The sequence below is a fragment of the Kribbella sp. NPDC050241 genome (assembly GCF_044459685.1).
In the GTDB taxonomy this organism is placed as follows: Bacteria; Actinomycetota; Actinomycetes; order Propionibacteriales; family Kribbellaceae; genus Kribbella.
In genome coordinates this window covers 157,381-175,243 of the sequence record NZ_JBITJE010000005.1, presented here as the reverse complement: position 1 = coordinate 175,243, position 17,863 = coordinate 157,381, and the positions used below count along the sequence as shown (strand labels likewise).

The window sequence follows — 17,863 nt, the reverse complement described above, 5'->3', positions numbered from 1 at the left end:
GTGCGGCTAGCGGTGGTCCAGTCGTTCGCTGGCAAGGCGGAGGAGGAGAGCAATGCGGAGCATTGCGCGACGACGACAACGCCGCCAGCGGGCGTCTGGGGCGCCGATAGACGTGCCACCGCCCCTCTACGAGCCACCTACCGCATCGGAAGGTTCGAATGACCTACTACGAAGACCCTGGACCTGGGTACGGCGCTCTGCCTGCGCGCGCGGCGATCCAGACCGACGCACCGTTGATCAGCCTGAATGGGAGCTGGCGGTTTCGCCTTGCGGAGTCGGTGGCCGAGGCGCCGGATGGGTTCGAGCGGGACGACTTCGACGACTCGGAGTGGGCCGTTCTTCCGGTGCCGTCCAGTTGGCCGATGCACGGGCACGGGCGGCCGGCGTACACGAATCAGGCGTATCCGTTCCCGGTCGATCCGCCGTACGTGCCGACCGAGAACCCGACCGGGGACCATCGGCTGGTGTTCGAGCTGACGTCGTCGTGGAGTGGACCGACGGTACTGCGCTTCGACGGCGTCGACTCGTGTGCGCGGGTGTGGCTGAACGGGGTGGAGCTCGGGGTGACGCGCGGGAGCCGGGTGCCTGCCGAGTTCGCGGTCGGTGACGTACTGCGGCCGGGGCGGAACGTGCTCGCGGTCCGCGTGCATCAGTGGTCGTCCGGGAGTTATCTCGAGGATCAGGACATGTGGTGGCTGCCGGGGATCTTCCGCGACGTCACGCTGATCTCGCGACCGGTCGACGGGGTCGGCGATGTCTTCGTGCACGCTGACTACGCGGATGGTGCCGGGATCCTGAAGGTCGAGGCCGGGCCGGGCGCGGTCGTGCGCATCGCGGAGCTGGATGTCGAGGTGCCGGTCGGCCAGAGGCTGACGATCCCGGGAGTCGAGCCGTGGTCGGCGGAGATGCCGCGTTTGTACGACGCCGTGGTGGAGACGGCTGGTGAGAGCGTCGCGTTGCGGATCGGGTTCCGCACGGTGGCGATCGTCGACGGGGTGCTCACGGTCAACGGCCGGCGGGTGCTGTTCCACGGGGTCAATCGGCACGAGCACGATCCCGTGCTGGGTCGCGTCGTACCCGAGGAGCGGCTGCGGCAGGAGCTGCTGGTGATGAAGCAGCACAACATCAACGCGATCCGGACCAGTCATTACTCGCCGGACTCGCGGCTGCTGGAGCTGTGCGACGAGCTCGGGTTCTGGGTGATGGACGAGTGCGACTACGAGACACACGGCTTCTTCCTGCTGGACTGGCGCGGGAACCCGGCCGGCGATCCGCGCTTCCTGGACGCGTCGGTGGACCGGATGCGGCGGATGGTCGAGCGGGACAAGAACCACCCGTGCGTGGTGATGTGGTCGCTGGGCAACGAGGCCGGGATCGGCCGGAACCTCACCGCGATGGCGGAGTGGACGCGGGAGCGGGATCCGTCGCGACCGCTGCACTACGAAGGCGATCCGAGCTGTGCGGACGTGGATGTGTACAGCCGGATGTACGCCGCTCACGCCGAGGTCGAGGAGATCGGGAAGCGGGCCGAGCCGCCGCTCGACGATCCGGTGCTGGACGCGCGGCGGCGGGCGATGCCGTTCGTGCTGTGCGAGTACTCGCATGCCGGAGGCAACGGTCCTGGTGGACTGCCGGAGTACGAGGAACTGTTCCACCGGTACGAGCGGTGCCAGGGCGGATTCCTCTGGGAGTGGATGGAACACGGCATCCTGCGTCCGGACGGCACCTACGCGTACGGCGGTGACTTCGGCGAAGAGCTGCACGACGGCAACTACGTCCTCGACGGCCTCGTATTCCCCGACCTCACACCCCAGCCAGTCCTCCTCGAAGTCCGCAGGGCCTTCGAGCCCGTCCACCTCACCATCACCGCCAACACCCTGCACCTCACCAACAGGTACGACGTCCTGGACACGTCACACCTGTCACTCCAGTGGTCAGCCGCAGACGAAGGCGAGGTCATCGCCCGAGGAACTCTGGACCTGCCAACGATCCCAGCAGGCGGCGAGGCAACCGTCCCCCTGCCCTCGATCACCGCGCCGATGCAGAACCGTGAACGCTGGCTGACGGTCCGCGCAGTACTGAACACCGACACCGCCTGGGCATCCACGGGCCACGAGATCGCCTTCAGCCAGACCCGACTCGCGCCGCCGCCGGCCCCCACCCACCGTCCGGTGGGCCAGCCCATCAGACGGGGCGGGCCGGAGGGCGAGGTCCGGCTGGGGAGTGGGCGGTTCTGCGGGAGGACCGGACGCCTGCTCGGGTTGTCCGGCTGGGATGTGGTGCACGTGCCGTTGGAGTTGTGGCGGGCGCCTACCCAACATGACGCCCGGACGTGGGACGCGACGACGCGAGATCGGAAGGCGCGATGGGCTGCGGCCGGGCTGCATCGGTTGCGGTACCGGACCGTGTCAGTGGAGCCGGCCGGGGACGAACTGGTCGTGGTGACGATGGTCGGCGCCGCGGCCACGGACGCTCGGGTGCTCACGACGTACCGCTGGAGTTCGGACGGCGACCGGGTGACCGCGGACGTCGAAGTCGAGCCGGTCGGCGAGTGGACCGTACCGTGGGCGCGCCTCGGGGTGACGTTCGGCCTGCCGGCAGGGTTCGACCGCGTGACCTGGTTCGGGCTCGGCCCCGGGCAGGCGTACCCGGACTCCCGGGCGGCCGCGCGGGTCGGCCGTTACACCTCGACGATCGACGACTTCCAGGTGCCGTACATCTACCCCCAGGAGAACGGCGCACGCGGCGACGTCCGGTGGGCCGAGTTGTCCGGGACCGCCGGGAAGCTCACGCTGACCGCCGAGCCGCACCTTGCCCTGACTCTCCGCAGATGGACCCTCGCCGAGCTGGCAGACGCCCGGCATCGAGAAGACCTGGTACCCACCGATCAACTCTGGATGACCCTGGACGCCCTCCAGCACGGCCTAGGCAGCCCGACCAGCGGCGCGCCGATCCTCCCACCCCACGACCTACAACCCCGCCCCCGCCACTTCCGCTTCAGCCTCGGCTGAGCAGGGGTCAGTGGTAGGTCTGGCTGCTGGGTGGGGCGGACTCTACCCAGGCCAGTACGCCGGTGAGGGCTTCTTCGGTCATGGCGAAGTGGACTGTGCGGTCTTGGAGGGCGGCGTCGACTATGACGTGGCCGGCGTACGTGACGAGGGGCTCGTTGCCCATCGGGCGGCGGGTGGTGATGCCTTCGAGCTGGCGGCGGTTGACGACGAGCTTCGGCCACCAGACCAGGCTGAAGACCCGGAACCACTGCAGCTCGTCACCGACGTAGCGGGCCAGGCCCAGGGCCCAGCCGCGGCCGTGGTCCTTCTCGGCCAACTGCAGGCTGCAATCGAAAGTGCCGCCGTCCCTGGACAACCAGCGACGGCGGCACGCGAACGCGATGATCAGCAGTACGGCGGCAAGCAGACAGACCCCGACGACATCGAGGACTGTCCTCATACCTTGCCGACCTCATTCCCGGTGCCCGATAGCGTACTGCCCCGGGCACCCCCGGAGAACCGTACTGTCAGTGACGATGTTCGATTATGGCAGGTACCGTCAGGCCGTCTTCTCGGCGGCCCTCACCCGGGCCTCGGCGAGGCGGACCTCGTCGGAGTCCGCATCGGTCTCGCTGCCGGTCGCCAGCGCTTCCTCGAGTTCGCGCCGGGCTTCCTCGAGATCGATGTCGTGACCCATCTCGGCGTTCTCGGCCAGGATCGAGACCCGGTCGTTCGCCACCGAGATGAAGCCGTCCGGCGCGGCCGCGACGAAGTATTCGTCGTCGACGGTCCGCACCTGGACGGTGCCGCCCTGCAGCAGGCCCAGCAGCGGCGCGTGGCCGGGCAGGATCCCGACGTCACCGTCCGTGGTGCGGGCGATGACGATCCTGGCCTGACCCTGCCACACGGTCCGCTCGGCGGCGACCAGCGCGACCTCGAGGTGCTTGGCAGATTCGTCGGCCATGTCAGTTTTCCTTCTGCAGCTCGGCCCACTTGCGCTCGACGTCCTCGAGCGAACCGACGTTGAAGAACGCCTGCTCGGCGATGTGGTCGCACTCGCCTTCGGTGATCTTCTTGAAGGACTCGATGGTGTCCTTCAGCGGCACGGTCGAGCCCTTGATGTTGGTGAACTTCTCCGCCATGTAGGTGTTCTGGGAGAGGAACTGCTCGATCCGGCGCGCCCGCGCGACGGTGATCTTGTCCTCTTCGGAGAGCTCGTCCACACCCAGGATGGCGATGATGTCCTGCAGTTCCTTGTTCTTCTGCAGGATCTGCTTCACCCGGACGGCCACGTCGTAGTGCTCCTGGCCGATGTACTGCGGGTCGAGGATCCGCGACGTCGAGGTCAGCGGGTCGACGGCCGGGTACAGACCACGCGACGCGATGTCACGCGACAGCTCGGTGGTCGCGTCCAGGTGCGCGAACGTGGTGGCCGGCGCCGGGTCGGTGTAGTCGTCCGCGGGCACGTAGATCGCCTGCATCGAGGTGATCGAGTGACCCCGGGTCGAGGTGATCCGCTCCTGCAGCACGCCCATCTCGTCGGCCAGGTTCGGCTGGTAGCCCACCGCGCTCGGCATCCGGCCGAGCAGCGTGGAGACCTCGGAACCGGCCTGGGTGAACCGGAAGATGTTGTCGATGAAGAGCAGCACGTCCTGCTCCTTGACGTCGCGGAAGTACTCCGCCATCGTCAGCGCGGACAGCGCGACCCGCAGCCGGGTGCCCGGCGGCTCGTCCATCTGACCGAAGACCAGCGCGGTGTCCTTGAAGACGCCGGCCTCTTCCATCTCGTTGATCAGGTCGTTGCCCTCACGGGTCCGCTCGCCCACGCCGGCGAACACCGACGTACCACCGAAGTTGTGGGCGATCCGGTAGATCATCTCCTGGATCAGCACGGTCTTGCCGACACCCGCACCGCCGAACAGGCCGATCTTGCCGCCCTGCACGTACGGCGTGAGCAGGTCGAGCACCTTGATGCCGGTCTCCAGCATCTCGGTCTTCGACTCGAGCTGGTCGAAGGCCGGCGCCTTGCGGTGGATCGGCCAGCGCTCGGCGATCTCGAACTCGGACTCGTCCTGGTTCAGGCACTTGCCGGTCACGGACCAGACCCGGCCCTTGGTGACGTCGCCGACCGGAACGGAGATCGCCGAGCCGGTGTCGCGCACCTCGACGCCGCGGACCAGGCCGTCGGTGGGCTTCATCGAGATCGCCCGGACGATGTTGTCGCCGACGTGCAGCGCGACCTCGAGGGTGATCGTCTGGGTGACGTCGCCCAGGGTGATGTCCACCTCGAGCGCGTTGTACATGTCGGGCATCGCGTCCGCCGGGAACTCGACGTCGACGACCGGGCCGATCACCCGGGCGACGCGACCGACGGCAGTCGAACCGGCCTCGTTGTTCTTCTCGGTAACCGTGGCAGTCATCTCTCTCACTCGCTCCCGGCGTTCGCGTCGGCCAGCGCGCTGGCGCCACCGACGATCTCGCTGATTTCCTGGGTAATTTGGGCCTGGCGGGCCTGGTTGAGGTCCCGCGTGAGCTTCTCGATCAGGTCCTGCGCGTTGTCCGTCGCCGACTTCATCGCCCGCTGCCGGTTGGCCAGCTCGGAAGCGGCCGCCTGCAGCATGCAGTAGTGGATCCGGCTGGCGACGTACTTCGGCAGCAGCCCGTCGAGCACCTCTTCGGCGGACGGCTCGAACTCGTACAGCGGCAGTACGTCGTCCGCCGCCGGCGCCTCCTCGCCCTCGACGACCTCCAGCGGCAGCAGGCGGATCACGTCCGCGCGCTGGGTCAGCATCGACACGAAGCGGGTGAAGACGATGTGGATCTCGTCCACGCCGCCCTCCTCGGTCGGGGTCAGGAAGGCCTCGATCAGCGCGTCGGCGATCTCCCGCGCACGGGCGAACGACGGAGCGTCGGAGTCACCGCTCCACGACTGCGCGACCTCGCGCTGCCGGAAGGTGTAGTACGCGATGCCCTTGCGGCCGCTGAGGTACGGGACGACCTCTCTGCCGTCCTCGCGCAGCAGCTGGTTCAGCCGCTCCCCTTCACGGATCACGTTGGCCGAGTAGGCCCCGGCCTGACCGCGGTCGGAGGTGATCAGCAGCACCGCCGCCCGCTTCGGGTCGGGCTTCTCGGTGGTCAGCGGGTGGTCCACGTTCGAGAACGTCGCCACCGCCGACACGGCACGGGTGAGCTCACGCGCGTACGGACCGGCCGCCTGGGCGCGCTGCTGCGCCTTGACGATCCGGGACGCCGCGATGAGCTCCATCGCCCGGGTGAGCTTCTTGATCGTCGAGACCGAGGCCTTGCGATCGCGTAGCTCCCGCAGATTGGCTGGCACGGTCGATCAGCCCCGCTTCTGCCGGACGATCTGCTCCTGCTCGACGTCCGCCTCGTCCATCGCCTCGGCCTCCGCCTCGGTGCCCAGCAGGGTGCCCTCGGAGGTCTGGAAGGTCGGCTTGAACGCGTTCAGCGCCTCGGTCACGGCCTGGGCCGAGTCGTCGTCGAACAGACCGGATTCGCGGATGCTGTCGAGCACCTTGCTCTCCCGGCGCAGGTAGTCCAGGAAGTCCCGCTCGAAGCGCAGTACGTCGTCGACCGGAACCTCGTCGAACTTGCCCGTCGTACCGGACCAGATGGAGACGATCTGGTCCTCCACCGGATACGGCGAGTACTGCGGCTGCCGGAGCAGCTGGACCAGCCGCTGACCGCGGTCGAGCTGCCGGCGGGAAGTGGCGTCGAGGTCGGACGCGAACATCGCGAACGCCTCCATCGCGCGGAACTGGGCCAGGTCGATCTTCAGCGAGCCGGACACGTTCTTCATGCCCTTGACCTGCGCGGCGCCACCGACCCGGGACACCGAGATACCGACGTCGATCGCCGGCCGGATGTTGGCGTTGAACAGGTCGGACTGCAGGAAGATCTGGCCGTCGGTGATCGAGATGACGTTGGTCGGGATGAACGCCGACACGTCGTTGGCCTTGGTCTCGATGATCGGCAGACCGGTCATCGAACCGGCGCCGAGCTCGTCGGACAGCTTCGCGCAGCGCTCCAGCAGACGGCTGTGCAGGTAGAAGACGTCACCCGGGTACGCCTCACGGCCCGGCGGGCGGCGCAGCAGCAGCGACATCGCGCGGTACGCCTCGGCCTGCTTGGTCAGGTCATCGAAGACGATCAGCACGTGCTTGCCCTGGTACATCCAGTGCTGGCCGATGGCCGAGCCGGTGTACGGCGCAACGTACTTGAAGCCGGCCGGGTCGGACGCCGGGGAGGCGACGATGGTGGTGTACTCCATCGCGCCGGCCTCTTCGAGCGCACCGCGGACGGCGGCGATCGTGGAGCCCTTCTGGCCGACCGCGACATAGATGCAGCGGACCTGCTTCTTCGGGTCGCCGGACTCCCAGTTCGCCTTCTGGTTGATGATCGTGTCGACCGCGATCGCCGTCTTGCCGGTCTTGCGGTCACCGATGATCAGCTCGCGCTGACCGCGGCCGATCGGGATCATCCCGTCGATCGCCTTGATACCGGTCTGCAGCGGCTCGCGGACCTCCTGGCGGTCCATCACGCCGGCCGCCTGCAGCTCCAGCGCACGGTCGCCCTCGAGGTCCTTGATCTCGCCCAGGCCGTCGATCGGCTTGCCCAGCGGGTCGACGACGCGGCCGAGGTAGCCCTCGCCGACCGGCACCGACAGCACCGAGCCGGTCCGGCGGACCTGCTGGCCCTCCTCGATCCCGTCGAACTCACCGAGGACGACGACACCGATGTCGCGGACGTCCAGGTTCAGCGCGATGCCCCGGGTGCCGTCCTCGAACTCGAGCAGCTCGTTGGTCATCGCCGAGGGCAGGCCCTCGACGTGCGCGATACCGTCACCCGCGTCGACCACGGTGCCGACCTCTTCGCGGGCCGCCTCCGCCGGTTGGTACTCGGTGACGAACCGATCCAGGGCGTCCCGGATCTCCTCCGGCCTGATCGTGAGCTCAGCCATTGTGTTCCTGCTTCCTTGACCCTGCTGGCCTGTTGTGGCTCTAAAGGCTTTCCCGACCCCTAGCGCCGCTTTATGTCGTTAAGGGGGTTCAGCCCGCGATGCGCCGTTGCGCTTCGTCGAGCCTGGCCGCGATGGTTCCGTCGATCACTTCGTCGCCGATGTCCACCCGCACGCCGCCGACCACGTTGGGGTCGACGATCACGTTCAGCTGGATGTCCCGGCCGTACTGACGGCCGAGTGCCTCGGCCAGCCGGGTGCGCTCGGCCTCGGAGAGGTCGGTCGCGACCCGGACGGTGGCGATGCTGGCGTTGCGCCGGGCCGCCGCGGCGACCTGGTAGGACCGCAGCGACGCCGCGAAGCTCCGGCCGCGTCCGTCCACCGCACGCTCGGCCAGCCGCATCGTGGCGGCGTCGGCCTTGCCCTGCAGCAGTCCGGCGAGCAGTTGCTGCCGGGCCGTCAGCGGGATGTTGTGGTCGCTGAGCTTGTCGCTCAGCCCCCGCTCCACCGCGACGATCCGGTCCAGCCGGAACAGCTCGTCCTCGACGTCGTCCAGCTTGCGCCGGGTGTCGGCGTACGCCACCTCGGCCTCGACACTGAGCTGGTCCAGCGCGTCCGCGAGGTCGCGGCTGCTGACCCAGCGGCCGGCCACGGCGGTGGTCAGGACCTCCTCCGCCGGGGTGGAGATCTTGCCGCCGAGCAACTGCCGGACCAGCGCGACGCGGGCGTCCCGCGGCCGGGCCGGGTCGGTCAGTGCGCGCCGGAGCGCGCCCGTGCCGTCCAGCAGCTTGGCCACCGAGAACAGCTCGGCACCGAGCTCATCGGTCACCGTGACACCCGCCAGGGCCTCCCGGGCCTTGGCGAGTGACTCGTTCGATGCGCCGCGCATCAGCCGTCCGTTCCGACGGCCTGACGTGCGGACTCGGAGGCCTCGAGGTCGGCCAGGAACCGCTCGACGGTGCGACGCTGACGCGCCTCGTCCTCGAGCGACTCCCCAACGATGCGGCCGGCCAGCGTGGTCGCCATCGTGCCGACCTCGGCCCGCAGCGAGGCCACGGCCTGCGCCCGCTCGGCGTCGATCTGCGTCCGCGCGTGCGTGACGATCCGCTCGGACTCGGCGTTCGCCTGCTCACGCATCTCCGCGATGATCTGCGCACCCTGCTCACGCGCGTCCTCGCGGATCTTCGCCGCCTCCTGCCGGGCCTCGGCCAGCTGCGCGTTGTACTTGTCCAGAGCCGCCTTCGCCTCGGCCTGGGCCTGCTTGGCCGCATCCATCCCGCCTTCGATCGCCTGGGTCCGATCGGCGTACGCCTTCTCGAACTTGGGCACGACGACCTTGGCGAAGGCGATGGCCAGCAGGATCAGGAAGACGAAACCGAAAATGATCTCGGCGGTGTGTGGCACCAGCGGGTTGACTTGCTCACCCTCCGCGGCCAGCGGTAGCACCTTCGTCAACATGTCTGAATCCTGTCAGTCGGAGGAAAGTAGCTCAGGTACGGAAGACGAAGGCGAGCGCGATACCGATGATCGCCAGCACCTCGGTCACGCCGAAGCCGATCCATGCGATCGACTGCAGCTTGCTCTGCGCCTCCGGCTGCCGCGCGGTGCCGTTGATCACGGCGGCGAAGATCAGGCCGACGCCGACGCCCGGGCCGATCGCGGCGAGGCCGTAACCCAGTACTGCGATGTTGCCGGTGATGTCGAGTGCGGTCATTGCAGTGTGTTCCTTTCGGTACGGATAGCGGCTATCCGGATTTCCGTTACTACGGTCTGTGGGGCGGTGCAGGTACTGCGGATCAGTGCTCCTCGGCGATCGCGCTGCCGATGTACTGCGCGGTCAGCACGACGAAGATGTACGCCTGGATGCACTGGACGAACAGCTCCAGACCGGCGATCGCGAGGCCCATCAACCAGGTCACGACGCCGACGCCGGCCAGGGCGATGTTGCCGGTCTCGAAGACCAGGTACTCGCCGCCGAGCACGAAGACCAGGAGCAGGATGTGGCCGGCGAACATGTTGGCGAACAACCGCAGGCTCAAGGAGACCGGCCGGACCAGGATGTTCGAGATGAACTCGATCGGGATCATCAGCGGCAACAGCCAGACCGGCACACCGGCCGGCATGGTCTGGAGCTTGAAGTAGCCCCAGACGCCGTGCCTCCTGATCCCGACCGCGTTGTAGATCACCCAGGTCATGATCGCCGCCGTGTACGCCCAGCCGATGTGGCTGAAGGTGGGGAACTGGACCAGCGGGACGGTCGCGGCGACGTTGTTCAGCAGGATGAAGAAGAACAGGCCGCACAGGTAGGGCACGAAGCGCATGTACTCCGCGCTGCCGATGGCGTCGCGGGCGATCGAGTTGCGGACGAAGTTGTACCCGAGCTCACCGGCGAACTGCAGCTTGCTCGGCACGATCGCCGCCTTGCGGGACGCACCCCAGAAGAACCAGACGATCACGACGACAGTCAGGGCGGACACCAGCACTGGCTTGGTGAACCAGTCCACGCCGTCGATGATCGGCGGAAGGTCGAAGCTTTCGGGACCGGGCGGGTTGAACTCGGTCGGAACGCCGGCAATCACCGGGTCTCCTCTCGCGTCGTGCTCAAGTCGGACGCCTTGTGGCTAAGGGCAGGGCGGCTCAGGGCATGGCGGTCAACAACGTCAGACCCGGCAGGGGTCAGGACCGCGACCCGTACCGGAAGTGCAGCAACAAAACGGTGAGCCCGGCACCGAGGACGATGCCCACCGGGAGTAAGAACTGGGTGCCCAGCAGGCGATCCAACCCGAACCCGATGGCGCCGTACACGACGACTCCGCCGATCAAGTAGGACAGGACCCGCCAGCCGTCGCCCGCATTGCCGGGTGATGGCTTCGGATCCTCGTGCTCGCTCATTGGCACCCGAAAGGTACCAGTCCGCGACACGACCGGTCACATCGGCTCCCGTAACCCTCACCACAGCAGGGAGGTGCTTGATGATGAACTCGCTCCGCTCGTTCAAGCCGCTACCCAAGGTGGTCATGCAGTGACCTCGCCGTCGAGGTCGTAGATCGGGATGCGCAGCCGCGACCAGGCCCAGATCTCGCCGGCCATCCAGCCCATCACGACCACCAGCGCACAGATCCCGAGCACGGTCAGATTCACGTGCCGGGCCAGGCCGTCCGAGCTCAGCGCGACGGCGAGCAGGCCGCCGAAGATCGCGATCCGGCCGGTGTACGACGCCATCGCGACGGCGAGTTGCGTCGTCGGGGAGGTCCGGCGGGACAGGTGCAGCGCGAGCAGGCCCGCGCCGGAGAAGACGACGACGATCAAGAACCCCAGCAACGCGCCCCACAGGCCGGGCAGACCGGCCGCGACGGTTGACACCGCGGCCGCGTTGACGCCGACGACGAGCGCGGCGATCAGAGCGCCGCGCAGCATTGCCAGCGCCGGGTGCCGAGTGGCCTGGCCGGCGACTTTCGGGCTGTGAGCCGAGGGAGCCATCTGCTGGTTCCGTCCTGCTGGCGACCGGGTCTCGCGGCTCGGTCGTCGGGTGGGCGGGGTCAGGGGTGTCGCTGTTCTTTGCTGGTGCTTGTGAAAACTAGCACAAAGTCTGCGCGGTCAGCAAAACGAGCGGTCCTGCCGCTGTACACGAACACCCTATCGGTAGGCCACACCGACGAGTGGTCTGGTCCCTGGTCGTTCTGGGTCAGACCTTGGCGAGCGGTTTCCGGGATCGCCTCGGCAGACCGGTGGTGAGCAGGACCGCGGTGACCGCGACGGCCAGCACGATCAGGGCTGTCCACCAGAACAGGACGAGCCCGAGGACCACCACGCCGTAGGCGATCAGGGCGGTCCACAGGTACATCAGCAGGACCGCGCGACGGTGCGAGTGGCCACGTTGCATCAGCCGGTGGTGCAGATGGAGTTTGTCCGCCGCGAACGGCGACCGGCCGGCCTTGGTACGGCGTACGTAGGCCATCGTCAGGTCCAGCGCGGGGATCGCGAGCACGGCGATCGGCAGGACCAGCGGGAGCAGCGCCGGCAGCAGGCTGGAGCCGCCGACCTCGTACGGAACCGCGTTCGGATCCATCTGGCCGGTGAGGCTGATCGTCGACGCCGCGAGCATCAGGCCGATCAGCAGGGCACCGGAATCGCCCATGAAGACCCTGGCGGGGAAGAAGTTGTGCGGCAGGAAGCCGAGGCAGGCACCGGCCAGCGCGACCGTGATCAGGGTCGAGGTCGTGGCCCGGTCGAGGTTCTGCTCGAAGTTCAGCAGGTAGGAGTAGATGAAGAACGCGGTCGCCCCGATCGCGGTGACGCCGGCGGCCAGGCCGTCCAGGCCGTCGACGAAGTTCACCGCGTTGCAGGACACCAGCAGGATGCCGGCGGTGAGTACGGCGAGCTGCGCGGGCGATGGCGACACCACACCGCCGGGCAGCGGGAGCCAGTACAACTGGATGCCCTGGACAACCATCACGCCGACCGCGAGCACCTCGCCGGCCAGCTTGGTGATCGCGTCCAGCTCGTACAGGTCGTCGACCACGCCGACGGCGCAGATCACCACGCCGCCGATCAGGATCGCCCGGGCGTCGTGCGCGACCTGCAGGCTGTTGCCGAGGAACGGCAGGTTGGATGCGACGGCGAACGCGGCGATCAGGCCGCCGAGGATCGAGATGCCGCCGAAGTACGGGATCGGAACCTTGTGCACGTCGCGGGCCCGTACCTTCGCGACGGCGCCGTACCGCAGCGCGATCTGCCGGGCCACGCCGGTCAGCAGGAAGGTCGTGGCCATCGCCACGAACAGGACCAGCAGATACTCGCGCACTAGTCCGCAGGCCTCACATCGTCCGGTTCGGACGGCTTCTCGTCGTCCTTGGCTGGGGACGGCGGCTTGTCGTCGTCCTGCTCGTTGGACGCCGCAACGGGCTCTTCGGTTGGCTTCTCATCGGTCTCGTCCGGCGTCGCTTCCGGTTCGTCGGCCTTCGCTTCCGGTTCGTCGGCCTTCGCTTCCGGTTCGTCGGCCTTCGCTTCCGGCTCTTCGGCCTTCGCTTCCGGCTCTTCGGCCTTCGCTTCCGGCTCTTCGGCCTTCGCTTCCGGCTCTTCGTCCTGCTTTTCTTCCGGCTCTTCGTCCGGCTTGTCGTCGTCCAGGTAGCTGGTGACGCCCGGGACGACGGCCCGGAGCTGCTCCAGCGACAGCGCACCGAGCCGTACGACGTGAGGCGTGTCGCCGGTGATGTCGACGATGGTGGACGGCTGCCCACCGGTCGCCGTACCGCCGTCCAGGTAGACCGCGACCGTGTCCTCCAGCTGCTCCTCGGCGTCGTACACGTCAAGCGCCGCGGGCCGGCCGCTCTTGTTCGCCGAGCTGACCGCGAGCGGACCGGTCCGGGAGAGCAGTTCGCGGGTGTTCTCGTGGTCGGGCACGCGCAGCGCGACCGTGCCCTTGGTCTCGCCCAGGTCCCACATCAGCGAGGTCTGCGCGTGGCAGATCACCGTCAGCGGGCCGGGCCAGAACTCCTGGCACAGCGTGCGGCCGTCGTCGGGGACGTCGGTGGCGAGCGCGTCCAGCGACTCCACCACCGAGATCAGCACCGGCGGCGGCATGTCCCGGCCACGGCCCTTGGCATCGAGCAGCCGCTGGACGGCGTCCGCCTTGAAGGCGTCCGCGGCGATCCCGTAGACGGTGTCGGTCGGAAGGACGACCAGGTCGCCGGCCTCGATGGCGTCCACGGCCGCTCGATAGGCCGGTGCCAGCTCGTCGCCGGTGAAGTCGAAGCGCTCACTCACGCACCGCATCGTGCCACCCGCGACCCCTGCGACTCCAGCCGGGCCACGGCCCGGCGGATCCTGACAAGTGATTGTGAGCTTTCCGGCGGATCGCGCCGGAGACTCCTAGGATCCCGGCATGACTGTGTCGCGTGAGTTCCTTGCCGGGTTGCCGAAGGCCGAACTGCATGTCCACCACGTCGGGTCCGCGTCGCCGCGGATCGTCGCCGAGCTCGCCGCCCGGCACCCCGGGTCGCCGGTGCCGGCCGACCCGGCCGCGCTGGCCGAGTACTTCCAGTTCACCGACTTCGCCAAGTTCATCGAGGTCTACCTGAGCGTCGTCGAGCTGATCAAGACGCCCGAGGACGTCCGGCTGCTGACCTACGAGGTCGCCCGCGAGATGGCCGCGCAGAACCTGCGGTACGCCGAGCTGACCTGCACGCCGTACACGTCGGTGGTCCGTGGGATCGCGCCCGAGGCGTACTGCGAGGCGATCGAGGACGCGCGGGTCGCGGCCGAGAAGGAACTCGGGATCACGCTGCGGTGGATCTTCGACATCTCCGGTGAGGACGGGGTGCCAGGCGCCGACGAGACCCTGCGGATCGCGACCAGGATCCGGCCCGAGGGCCTGGTCGGGTTCGGCCTCGGCGGACCGGAGATCGGCGTACCGCGGCCGCAGTTCCAGCCGCACTTCGAGGCCGCGCTCGCCGCCGGACTGCACAGCGTGCCGCACGCGGGTGAGACGACCGGTCCGGAAACGATCTGGGACGCGGTCCGGGTGCTGAAGGCCGAGCGGATCGGCCACGGTACGTCGGCCATGCAGGACCCGGCGCTGGTCGACTACCTGGGTGAGCACCGGATCCCGCTCGAGGTGAGCCCGACGTCGAACATCGCCACCCGCGCGGTCGCGTCCTACGACGAGCACCCAATGCGCGCGATGGTCGACGCCGGTCTGGTCGTCACCATCAACTCCGACGACCCGCCGATGTTCGGCACCAGCCTGACCAACGAGTACGCCGTCGCCGCCCGTCTGCTCGAGCTCGACGAGGCTGGTGCCGCCGAGCTCGCCAAGACCGCCGTGCGGGTGTCGTTCGCCGAGGACTCCCTGAAGCACGCCCTGCTGCAGGAGATCGACGCCTACGTAGCCGGTTAGTTGCTCCGCGTTATTCTTCGGGCGTGACGGGCAACCTGCGGCCGGACGAGTTGGTCGACCTCGTCTGGGGTGACGCCCCGCCGCTCGTGGTTGGCTGGAGCGATGCGGAAAGTCTGTGAGGTGCTGGCCATGGCCAGTGTGCTGGTCGGCGCGGCTGCCTGCAGTGACGCGCCCGCGAGTGTCGGCTCCGCGCCGGCACCGGCGAAGACCACTCCCAGTCCGTCCGCTCCTGCCACACCACAGCCTCTCCCGCCTCCGTCGGGGAACGGCGGCCTGCCGCGGGGCGGGCGCGTGATCTTCCCGAAGTACCAACTCGTCGGGTACGTCGGCCTGCCGGGCTCACCCGCACTCGGGCCATTGGACAAGGACCTGGAGAAGAAGGCGGCGACGCTGGAGAAGCTCTCCAAGTCGTACGCCGTCGGGCGGACACCGCAGCCGGTGATGGAGCTCATCGCGGTGGTCGCGAAGGGGTCGCCGGGCAAGGACGGGCTGTATCGCGGACGGCTGGCGGACGCGGCGATCGACGAGTACCTGACGGTTGCGCGCAAGCACAGGATGTTGTTGCTGCTGGACATCCAGCCGGGCCGGGCGAAGATCCTGCCCGAGGTGAAGCGGCTCGAACGCTGGCTGAAGGAACCCGACGTCGGCCTCGCGTTCGACCCCGAGTGGGCGGTCGGTCCGGGTCAGGTCCCCGGCCGGGTCTACGGTCATACGACCGGCGCCGAGCTCGACAGCATCGCGTCGTACCTGTCGGGTCTGGTCCGCGCGAACAACCTGCCGGAGAAGGTGTTCGTCTTCCACCAACTCTCGACCCGCATCGTCAGCAACGAGAAGGCGCTGACGAAACACCCCGGCGTCGTCACGATCAAGTCTGTCGACGGCATCGGCGCCCGCACCGACAAACTCGAGACCTGGGGCAAGCTCACGGCCACCCTTCCACCGTCTGTGCACGCCGGTTTCAAACTCTTCTACACCGAAGACACCCGGCACGGTCCGCTGATGACGCCACCCCAGGTCCTCGCCCTCGAACCCCGCCCGGAGTTCGTGGTCTACGAGTAGGTGTTAGATCTGGCGGCCGGTGCTGAAGCGATGGCGGCCGGAGAGATCCAGTTGGTCGCGGACCTCGGCGAAGGACCGGGTGGCGGTGAACACGGCCGGAGCTGATTCGCCTTGTACGTCGGCGTGTTCGCAGGCGAACCAGCCACCTGGTCTGAGCAGGCGGGCCGCGGTCGTCGCGACGACCTTGATCTCGTCGAGGCCGTCATCTCCGGACCACAGGGCCAATGCCGGGTCGTGGTCGCGGACCTCGGCGGTGACAGATTCCCAAGCGGTCAACGGGATGTACGGCGGGTTCGCGATCACCGCATCCACCTGACCGTCGTACTCCGGGAGGCAACCATCGATGTCGCCCTCATGGAGGGTCGCACCGGTGCCGGCCAGGTTGCGGCGGGCCCAGACGCAGGCCTCGGGCGACAGTTCGACCGCGTGGACCGTGCTGTCGGGACGTTCGGTTGCGACCGCACCCGCGATCGCGCCGGAGCCGGTGCACAGGTCGACGACGAGCGGCTCAGGTACATGGGCCAGCCGGTCCAGGATCCAGCCGACCATCACCTCGGTCTCCGGCCTCGGCACGAAGACGCCGGGCCCAACCGCCAGTTCCCGATAGCGGAAGGCCGCCGTACCGGTCAGGTGCTGGAGCGGTTCACGATGCGCGCGGCGGGCGATCAGCTCGTCGTACCGGCGTACCTGATCCTCGGTCGGGTCGCCGAGATTGAGTCGGCTGGTGCCAGTCACGAAGGCGAGCAGTTCCGCGGCGTCGAAGTCAGGTGACGCGACGCCCGCGTCGCGCAACCGGGCCGCGGCGTCGGCGACCAGGGTCTTGGTGCTCACTGGGATTCGACGGCCTCGAGCCGGGCGGCGAGGTCGGCGTCGGTCAGCGCCTGGATCACCGGTGCCAGGTCGCCGCCGAGGACCTGGTCGAGGTTGTGCGCCTTGTAGCCGACGCGGTGGTCGGAGAAGCGGTTCTCCGGGAAGTTGTAGGTGCGGATCCGCTCGGACCGGTCGACGGTCCGGATCTGCGAACGGCGGGCGTCGGACGCCTCCTGGTCGGCGGCCTCCTGCGCGGCGGCGAGGAGCCTGGCCCGCAGGACACGCATCGCCTGCTCACGGTTCTGCAGCTGGGACTTCTCGTTCTGCATCGACACCACGATGCCGGTCGGCAGGTGGGTGATGCGGACGGCCGAGTCGGTCGTGTTCACGCTCTGCCCACCCGGACCGGACGATCGGAACACGTCGATGCGCAGATCGTTCTGGTCGATCTCGACGTCTACGTCCTCCGCCTCCGGCAGCACCAGGACACCGGCCGCGGAGGTGTGGATCCGGCCCTGCGACTCGGTCACCGGCACCCGCTGGACCCGGTGCACGCCGCCCTCGAACTTCAGCTTCGCGTACGGCGCCTCACCCGGCTCCGGAGTGCCCTTGGCCTTGACGGCGACGGTGATCGACTTGTAGCCACCGAGGTCCGACTCCGCGGAATCCAGGACTTCGGTCTTCCAGTGCTGCGACTCGGCGTACTTCAGGTACATCCTCAGCAGGTCGCCGGCGAACAGCGCCGACTCGTCGCCGCCCTCACCGGCCTTGATCTCGAGGATCGCGTCCTTGTCGTCGCTCGGGTCCCGCGGCACCAGCAGCACCTGCAGCCGCTCGGCCAGCTCCTCGCGACGGGCGGTCAGCTTCGCCGCCTCCTCCGCGAACGCAGGGTCCTCGGCCGCCAGTTCCTTGGCTGCGCCGATGTCGTCCGCGGTCCGCAGCCACTCGTCGTACGTGCGGACCACCGGCGCCAGCGCGGCGTACCGCTTGCCGACCCGGCGGGCGTTGGCCTGGTCGGAGTGCAGCGCCGGATCCGACATCTGCCGCTCCAGCTCGGCGTACTCGGCCTTGAGCGTCTGAACCGCCTCGAACATCCCGCACTCCTCCTCTCGCAACGCCCCGATATCC

18 protein-coding genes are annotated in these 17,863 nt (G+C 68.4%); 3 read left to right on the top strand and 15 right to left on the bottom strand.

Features of this window, described 5'->3' with window-relative positions:
• Positions 1-158: 158 nt before the first annotated feature.
• Positions 159-3,011, top strand: a complete 2,853-nt coding sequence (locus tag ACIBG5_RS24485; protein ID WP_396393786.1) for a glycoside hydrolase family 2 TIM barrel-domain containing protein — start codon at positions 159-161, stop codon at positions 3,009-3,011.
• A 7-nt stretch (positions 3,012-3,018) separates the two neighbouring features.
• On the opposite strand, the gene ACIBG5_RS24480 is transcribed toward ACIBG5_RS24485, so the two are convergent.
• The 13 genes from ACIBG5_RS24480 to ACIBG5_RS24420 all read right to left on the bottom strand — a co-directional run bounded on the left by ACIBG5_RS24480 (position 3,019) and on the right by ACIBG5_RS24420 (position 13,743).
• Positions 3,019-3,450, bottom strand: a complete 432-nt coding sequence (locus ACIBG5_RS24480) for a DUF2550 domain-containing protein (protein WP_131356041.1) — start codon at positions 3,448-3,450, stop codon at positions 3,019-3,021.
• Positions 3,451-3,549: 99 nt separating this feature from the next.
• Entirely contained in the window at positions 3,550-3,954 is a 405-nt protein-coding gene (locus ACIBG5_RS24475) for a F0F1 ATP synthase subunit epsilon (protein ID WP_131356043.1), read from the bottom strand.
• 1 nt (position 3,955) lies between these two features.
• Entirely contained in the window at positions 3,956-5,410 is a 1,455-nt protein-coding gene (gene atpD / locus ACIBG5_RS24470) for a F0F1 ATP synthase subunit beta (RefSeq protein WP_360446564.1), read from the bottom strand.
• Between the two features lie 5 nt (positions 5,411-5,415).
• Entirely contained in the window at positions 5,416-6,327 is a 912-nt protein-coding gene (locus ACIBG5_RS24465) for a F0F1 ATP synthase subunit gamma (RefSeq protein WP_360446563.1), read from the bottom strand.
• A gap of 6 nt (positions 6,328-6,333) precedes the next feature.
• Entirely contained in the window at positions 6,334-7,971 is a 1,638-nt protein-coding gene (atpA, locus tag ACIBG5_RS24460) for a F0F1 ATP synthase subunit alpha (protein WP_360446562.1), read from the bottom strand.
• 88 nt (positions 7,972-8,059) lie between these two features.
• Complete coding sequence (locus ACIBG5_RS24455) at positions 8,060-8,857, bottom strand: F0F1 ATP synthase subunit delta (RefSeq protein WP_360446561.1); 798 nt, start codon at positions 8,855-8,857, stop codon at positions 8,060-8,062.
• Positions 8,857-9,426, bottom strand: a complete 570-nt coding sequence (locus tag ACIBG5_RS24450; RefSeq protein WP_360446560.1) for a F0F1 ATP synthase subunit B — start codon at positions 9,424-9,426, stop codon at positions 8,857-8,859. The genes ACIBG5_RS24455 and ACIBG5_RS24450 overlap by 1 nt, the downstream gene beginning before the upstream one ends.
• Positions 9,427-9,457: 31 nt before the next feature.
• On the bottom strand, positions 9,458-9,682 hold the full coding sequence (atpE, locus tag ACIBG5_RS24445; RefSeq protein WP_131356058.1) for an ATP synthase F0 subunit C: 225 nt from the start codon (positions 9,680-9,682) through the stop codon (positions 9,458-9,460).
• Between the two features lie 82 nt (positions 9,683-9,764).
• The gene (gene atpB, locus ACIBG5_RS24440) at positions 9,765-10,547 is read right to left on the bottom strand and encodes a F0F1 ATP synthase subunit A (protein WP_396393785.1); all 783 of its coding nucleotides are present in this window, start codon (positions 10,545-10,547) and stop codon (positions 9,765-9,767) included.
• Positions 10,548-10,644: 97 nt separating this feature from the next.
• The gene (locus ACIBG5_RS24435) at positions 10,645-10,860 is read right to left on the bottom strand and encodes a hypothetical protein (protein WP_393395545.1); all 216 of its coding nucleotides are present in this window, start codon (positions 10,858-10,860) and stop codon (positions 10,645-10,647) included.
• 123 nt (positions 10,861-10,983) lie between these two features.
• Complete coding sequence (locus ACIBG5_RS24430) at positions 10,984-11,448, bottom strand: hypothetical protein (protein ID WP_396393784.1); 465 nt, start codon at positions 11,446-11,448, stop codon at positions 10,984-10,986.
• Between the two features lie 205 nt (positions 11,449-11,653).
• Positions 11,654-12,772 (bottom strand): MraY family glycosyltransferase, encoded by a 1,119-nt coding sequence (locus ACIBG5_RS24425; protein WP_360446556.1) that lies wholly within the window; start codon positions 12,770-12,772, stop codon positions 11,654-11,656.
• Positions 12,772-13,743, bottom strand: coding sequence for an L-threonylcarbamoyladenylate synthase (locus ACIBG5_RS24420; protein ID WP_396393783.1), 972 nt, complete (start codon positions 13,741-13,743; stop codon positions 12,772-12,774). The genes ACIBG5_RS24425 and ACIBG5_RS24420 overlap by 1 nt, the downstream gene beginning before the upstream one ends.
• Positions 13,744-13,852: 109 nt before the next feature.
• On the opposite strand from ACIBG5_RS24420, the gene ACIBG5_RS24415 reads away from it, so the two are divergent.
• Positions 13,853-14,866 carry an adenosine deaminase gene (locus ACIBG5_RS24415; protein ID WP_396393782.1) on the top strand — a complete coding sequence of 338 codons (1,014 nt, stop codon included), beginning with the start codon at positions 13,853-13,855 and terminating at the stop codon, positions 14,864-14,866.
• 129 nt (positions 14,867-14,995) lie between these two features.
• Entirely contained in the window at positions 14,996-15,925 is a 930-nt protein-coding gene (locus tag ACIBG5_RS24410) for a hypothetical protein (RefSeq protein WP_396393781.1), read from the top strand.
• Between the two features lie 3 nt (positions 15,926-15,928).
• Here the strand turns inward: ACIBG5_RS24410 and prmC are convergent, their stop codons facing one another.
• Both prmC and prfA read right to left on the bottom strand, forming a co-directional pair.
• Positions 15,929-16,756, bottom strand: coding sequence for a peptide chain release factor N(5)-glutamine methyltransferase (prmC, locus tag ACIBG5_RS24405; RefSeq protein WP_396393780.1), 828 nt, complete (start codon positions 16,754-16,756; stop codon positions 15,929-15,931).
• Positions 16,753-17,829, bottom strand: a complete 1,077-nt coding sequence (gene prfA, locus ACIBG5_RS24400) for a peptide chain release factor 1 (protein WP_360446551.1) — start codon at positions 17,827-17,829, stop codon at positions 16,753-16,755. Before prfA ends, prmC begins: the two co-directional genes overlap by 4 nt.
• Positions 17,830-17,863: the final 34 nt, after the last annotated feature.

Excerpts from the sequence above, each read along its gene's own strand:
- ACIBG5_RS24485 (WP_396393786.1), top strand. The coding sequence starts at position 159 with ATGACCTACTACGAAGACCCTGGACCTGGGTACGGCGCTCTGCCTGCG.
- ACIBG5_RS24480 (WP_131356041.1), bottom strand. The coding sequence starts at position 3,450 with ATGAGGACAGTCCTCGATGTCGTCGGGGTCTGTCTGCTTGCCGCCGTA.
- ACIBG5_RS24420 (WP_396393783.1), bottom strand. The coding sequence starts at position 13,743 with ATGCGGTGCGTGAGTGAGCGCTTCGACTTCACCGGCGACGAGCTGGCA.
- atpA (WP_360446562.1), bottom strand. The coding sequence starts at position 7,971 with ATGGCTGAGCTCACGATCAGGCCGGAGGAGATCCGGGACGCCCTGGAT.
- ACIBG5_RS24415 (WP_396393782.1), top strand. The coding sequence starts at position 13,853 with ATGACTGTGTCGCGTGAGTTCCTTGCCGGGTTGCCGAAGGCCGAACTG.
- ACIBG5_RS24435 (WP_393395545.1), bottom strand. The coding sequence starts at position 10,860 with ATGAGCGAGCACGAGGATCCGAAGCCATCACCCGGCAATGCGGGCGAC.
- ACIBG5_RS24430 (WP_396393784.1), bottom strand. The coding sequence starts at position 11,448 with ATGGCTCCCTCGGCTCACAGCCCGAAAGTCGCCGGCCAGGCCACTCGG.
- atpD (WP_360446564.1), bottom strand. The coding sequence starts at position 5,410 with ATGACTGCCACGGTTACCGAGAAGAACAACGAGGCCGGTTCGACTGCC.
- atpE (WP_131356058.1), bottom strand. The coding sequence starts at position 9,682 with ATGACCGCACTCGACATCACCGGCAACATCGCAGTACTGGGTTACGGC.
- ACIBG5_RS24475 (WP_131356043.1), bottom strand. The coding sequence starts at position 3,954 with ATGGCCGACGAATCTGCCAAGCACCTCGAGGTCGCGCTGGTCGCCGCC.
- prfA (WP_360446551.1), bottom strand. The coding sequence starts at position 17,829 with ATGTTCGAGGCGGTTCAGACGCTCAAGGCCGAGTACGCCGAGCTGGAG.
- ACIBG5_RS24410 (WP_396393781.1), top strand. The coding sequence starts at position 14,996 with ATGGCCAGTGTGCTGGTCGGCGCGGCTGCCTGCAGTGACGCGCCCGCG.
- ACIBG5_RS24450 (WP_360446560.1), bottom strand. The coding sequence starts at position 9,426 with ATGTTGACGAAGGTGCTACCGCTGGCCGCGGAGGGTGAGCAAGTCAAC.
- ACIBG5_RS24455 (WP_360446561.1), bottom strand. The coding sequence starts at position 8,857 with ATGCGCGGCGCATCGAACGAGTCACTCGCCAAGGCCCGGGAGGCCCTG.